Source organism: Hallella bergensis DSM 17361 (assembly GCF_000160535.1).
GTDB lineage: Bacteria > Bacteroidota > Bacteroidia > Bacteroidales > Bacteroidaceae > Prevotella > Prevotella bergensis.
In genome coordinates this window covers 511,856-515,492 of record NZ_GG704780.1, presented here as the reverse complement: position 1 = coordinate 515,492, position 3,637 = coordinate 511,856, and the positions used below count along the sequence as shown (strand labels likewise).

2 protein-coding genes and 1 pseudogene are annotated in these 3,637 nt (G+C 41.4%); 1 reads left to right on the top strand and 2 read right to left on the bottom strand.

The window, feature by feature from the left end:
• Positions 1 to 201: 201 nt before the first annotated feature.
• Together HMPREF0645_RS02060 and HMPREF0645_RS02055 are read right to left on the bottom strand one after the other, a co-directional pair.
• Positions 202 to 1,026 (bottom strand): DUF7017 domain-containing protein, encoded by an 825-nt coding sequence (locus tag HMPREF0645_RS02060; protein WP_007173164.1) that lies wholly within the window; start codon positions 1,024 to 1,026, stop codon positions 202 to 204.
• Between the two features lie 656 nt (positions 1,027 to 1,682).
• Positions 1,683 to 2,630 (bottom strand): annotated as a pseudogene (locus tag HMPREF0645_RS02055) (glycoside hydrolase family 10-like protein); the annotation flags it as partial.
• Positions 2,631 to 2,813: 183 nt separating this feature from the next.
• On the opposite strand from HMPREF0645_RS02055, the gene HMPREF0645_RS02050 reads away from it, so the two are divergent.
• On the top strand, positions 2,814 to 3,350 hold the full coding sequence (locus tag HMPREF0645_RS02050) for a GNAT family N-acetyltransferase (RefSeq protein WP_007173162.1): 537 nt from the start codon (positions 2,814 to 2,816) through the stop codon (positions 3,348 to 3,350).
• Positions 3,351 to 3,637 lie beyond the last annotated feature (287 nt).

Below are 3,637 nucleotides of genomic sequence, written 5' to 3'. Positions count from 1 at the left end.
AGGAGTTTTCAATTCATAATTCAAAATTCATAATTCACAATTAGGCTAACGCGTTGTAATTCACAATTCACAATTAATAATGGACAATTGATAATGTATAATGTATAATGGATAATTGATAATGTATATTTCTTAATTCTTATTTCTTAATTCTTAATTCTTATTTCTTATTTCTTATTTCTTAATTCATAGGGGGGTAGGCTATCCCTCTATCGCTCGCTTTGCCCGTAGCTTCTGTTTCTCATAAAACAGTTGTTGCTCGGCATCGGTCACGGGAGTGTAGTCCGAGAGTATGCGGGCAATGCGATCCACATCGGCCGGGATAGCCTGTTTGGCTTTCTTGCGTGCAGCGATGCTCTTGCGAATCTCGTAGGCTGCACGCGTGGGATCGGTCAGATGCAGCATTTCGGCCAGACGATATCGGTTGGCCATGTTGTAACTCTCCTTGGGCTGTTTCATGATGGCCATGCACAATAAGGCGATGCGATCCTGTGTATCGTCGGTCAGATCGGCCAACTCGGCATACAGGTAACTGTCCTGATAGCGTTGCAACAGCTTCTTGTATATGGCGATGGCCTGCGACTTCAGTCTCACACGAATATACAACTGAGCCAGGTGGCGCAGGTTGTCTTTGTTGCTCGGGTTCTGCTGCAGGGCTTTCCGAAAGAACGGCATCACAGCCCTGACGTATTCTTCCGGACGACTGGCGATGCCATTCATCAGTCGGTTGGTGATGCGCTGCCCGAGCGACGGTATCACCCGCCCGTTATGGCTCACGCCCTCCCAGGCCCCGTCGGCCAGACGTATGGCGTAGGGCACGAAGTAGGCCAAGTTGAAATTAACGATCACCTTGTCCAATCCAAGGGCATCGTGAATGATAGCCCGGTTGCCCGACATGTCGTTGTCGATGATGTGTGGGTAGAGCTGCGTCATGCGGTAGAGCAACCGCCGGGCATCGTCGATGGCACCTTCCTTCAGTTTGACCTTAAAAAGGGTGTGGGCATCCCAAAACTCTTTTGTTTCCATGTCGTTCTTCTTTTTGCAAACTTACATAAAAATCCTGAATCATCTGCCAACTGAATCAAGAAATGTCGTTTTTTGGAGATAAACCAAGGACTTGAACAAACATTTTCGCAGGCTTGCTTTGCCCCTTTTGGTTTTTAGTGTGTCCTTGTGCCACAGGCATACCGTTCTCATTCCAACCTCCGGTTGTGGGGTATTAGGTTAGGTGAATGATATTGACAAAACGGGTTCTAATTTTCACCGATTTAAAAATCAGTTTGTCTTCGTTCGAAATACGCAAAATCTGCAGTAGTTTGTAAACGTCTGACGGTCAAACACTTTGAAAAAATGGGTTTATTTCTCCTGTTTTTCCACCCGCGATTACATATCGAACGGCAGGGTGGAAAGGCCTCAATCGCCGTGCCGATGAGGCTCTTCCGCGCAGCCACGAAGGCCTAACCGTGCTATGAGAAGGCTCCTTTCGCAGCAGCTTGGCACTTTTGGGAAGTGCCCGGCTCGGTTTTGCCAAAAAAAGATGGCACTTTTCTCTCTAAACGATTCAAAATAAAAGTTCAAAAAATGGTATTTTTATTTTACTATTTGGGAAGGGTGATCGGCTTAAAACAATTGCCATTGTAGCGCTTTCATTGAGAGGTAATTGTTGTGAAACGAAAAGAACAAAGATGGCGGTTTCCTGCATACTTGTTCCACCATTTTATCAATGTCTCATAATCAGCAGTCGAATGTCCTATTTGCCAATAGAGCTGTGGCACACAATAATCTACCCATCCATTGTTTACCCATAACAGCACATCGGCATAAAGGTCGTCATAGTTTTGCAACCCACGTGTATTGCTGCCTATTTTCGGATCAGACTTCTTATTACGATAGATACCAAAAGGCGAAACACCAAATTTGACCCATGGCTTTCGTTGATGTATTTTCTCTCCTAACTCTTTGATAAAAACATTTACGTTGTAACGACGCCAATCATCGATATTATTTATACCATTGTGATATTGCCTGTACTCACGTCCGTCTTGAATAATCTCGCCTGGTGCAGGATAAGGATAAAAATAATCATCGATGTGAAAACCATCAATGTCGTATCGGCTCACAATATCATCTACTACTTGGTAGATATAAGCCCTATTGGCAGGATTACCAGGGTTAAGAATAAATTGTCCTCCGTAGGTAAATACGCTTCCCGGTTGCTTTATTGCAATGTGGTTGCTGGCTAAAGCCGTTGTTCCTTTTGTCTTTGTTCGAAAAGGGTTAATCCATGCATGCAGCTCCATTCCTCTTTCATGGCACTGTTCTATCATCCATTGCAACGGATCCCACAATGGATAAGGGGCTTTTCCCTGAACACCTGTCAGGTATATGCTCCATGGTTCATATCTACTTGGATAAAGAGCATCACATTCTGCTCTTACTTGAAAGATAATGGCATTAACACCGTCCTTCTGTAGTTCATCTAACTGATAACGAAGTGTCTGTTGCATTTGCTGGGTACCCATACCTTCAAACTGTCCATTGACACATTGAATCCATGCTCCCCTAAATTCATGTTTTTGAGCATTTCGTGCAAAAACAAAGACACTGAGTTCACAACATAAGAAAATAATAACCTTATTGAGATTAAATATTTGTTCATCTTGCTATTTCTTTTCTGCAAAGATAAAACATGTAATGCGAAAAACCAAAAATCCCTACATGTTGTTATATAATTTCATGTGTAGCCATGAATATTTAACGACTTAATTGGTTCAGTTTCACAAAGATTTTCTATCTTTGTAAAAAAGAATACGATGCTACACATCAAAGAAATAAAAAAGGATTCAAAAGATATAGAGCTCGTGAAAAAACTCTATGTAGAGGCATTTCCCAAAGTTGAACGCATGTCTTTTGACTCATTATTGCTATTGCAACGAAAAGCAGATGTCCGTTTTTTAGGCTTTTATGATAAAAATGACGAATTCAAGGGGCTCACATATACATATCATCATGACAATTTGAGTTGGTTGTTTTATTTTGCTGTAATGCCTAACGAAAGAGGAAAAGGGTATGGTACGAGGATTATCAAACGACTTTTAGAAAGATATAAGAACGAACGTTTTATGATTGATATAGAGGATGTCGACCAACCCGCATCTAATACCGAGCAACGAAAAAAGCGATACGATTTTTACAAACGTATGGGCTTTATTGATTATGGGGTCAGAAAGGTTTGGCCTGGCATTACTTACAATATCATGTCGTGCGGAGGACCGGTCACCTTAGAGGATTACAATCGCGTCTATAATGAATTTTGGGAAATCATCGAACCTTTAGAAGAATCAGAATAACGATTGAAGAACATCATTGTATATGGAAAAAAATGATTGCAAAAAAGATTCATTGTCTAATTGCATTCGTGACTTCGTTTGCTGACGAGTCGAGACGAAATCAGATAGCAATGCTTGCTATCGGTCAGATGATGTGAAATAGATGCAAAATACATCCTCACTATTTGCAGTTGAACTGAAAAAGAAGCCACGAACGACACGTTACAATAATAGTAACAAGGTTCGTGGCTTAGTGAAAAAGAAAAATTATTCTCCCCTCTCAAACAATTTGCAAATTCATTATTTCA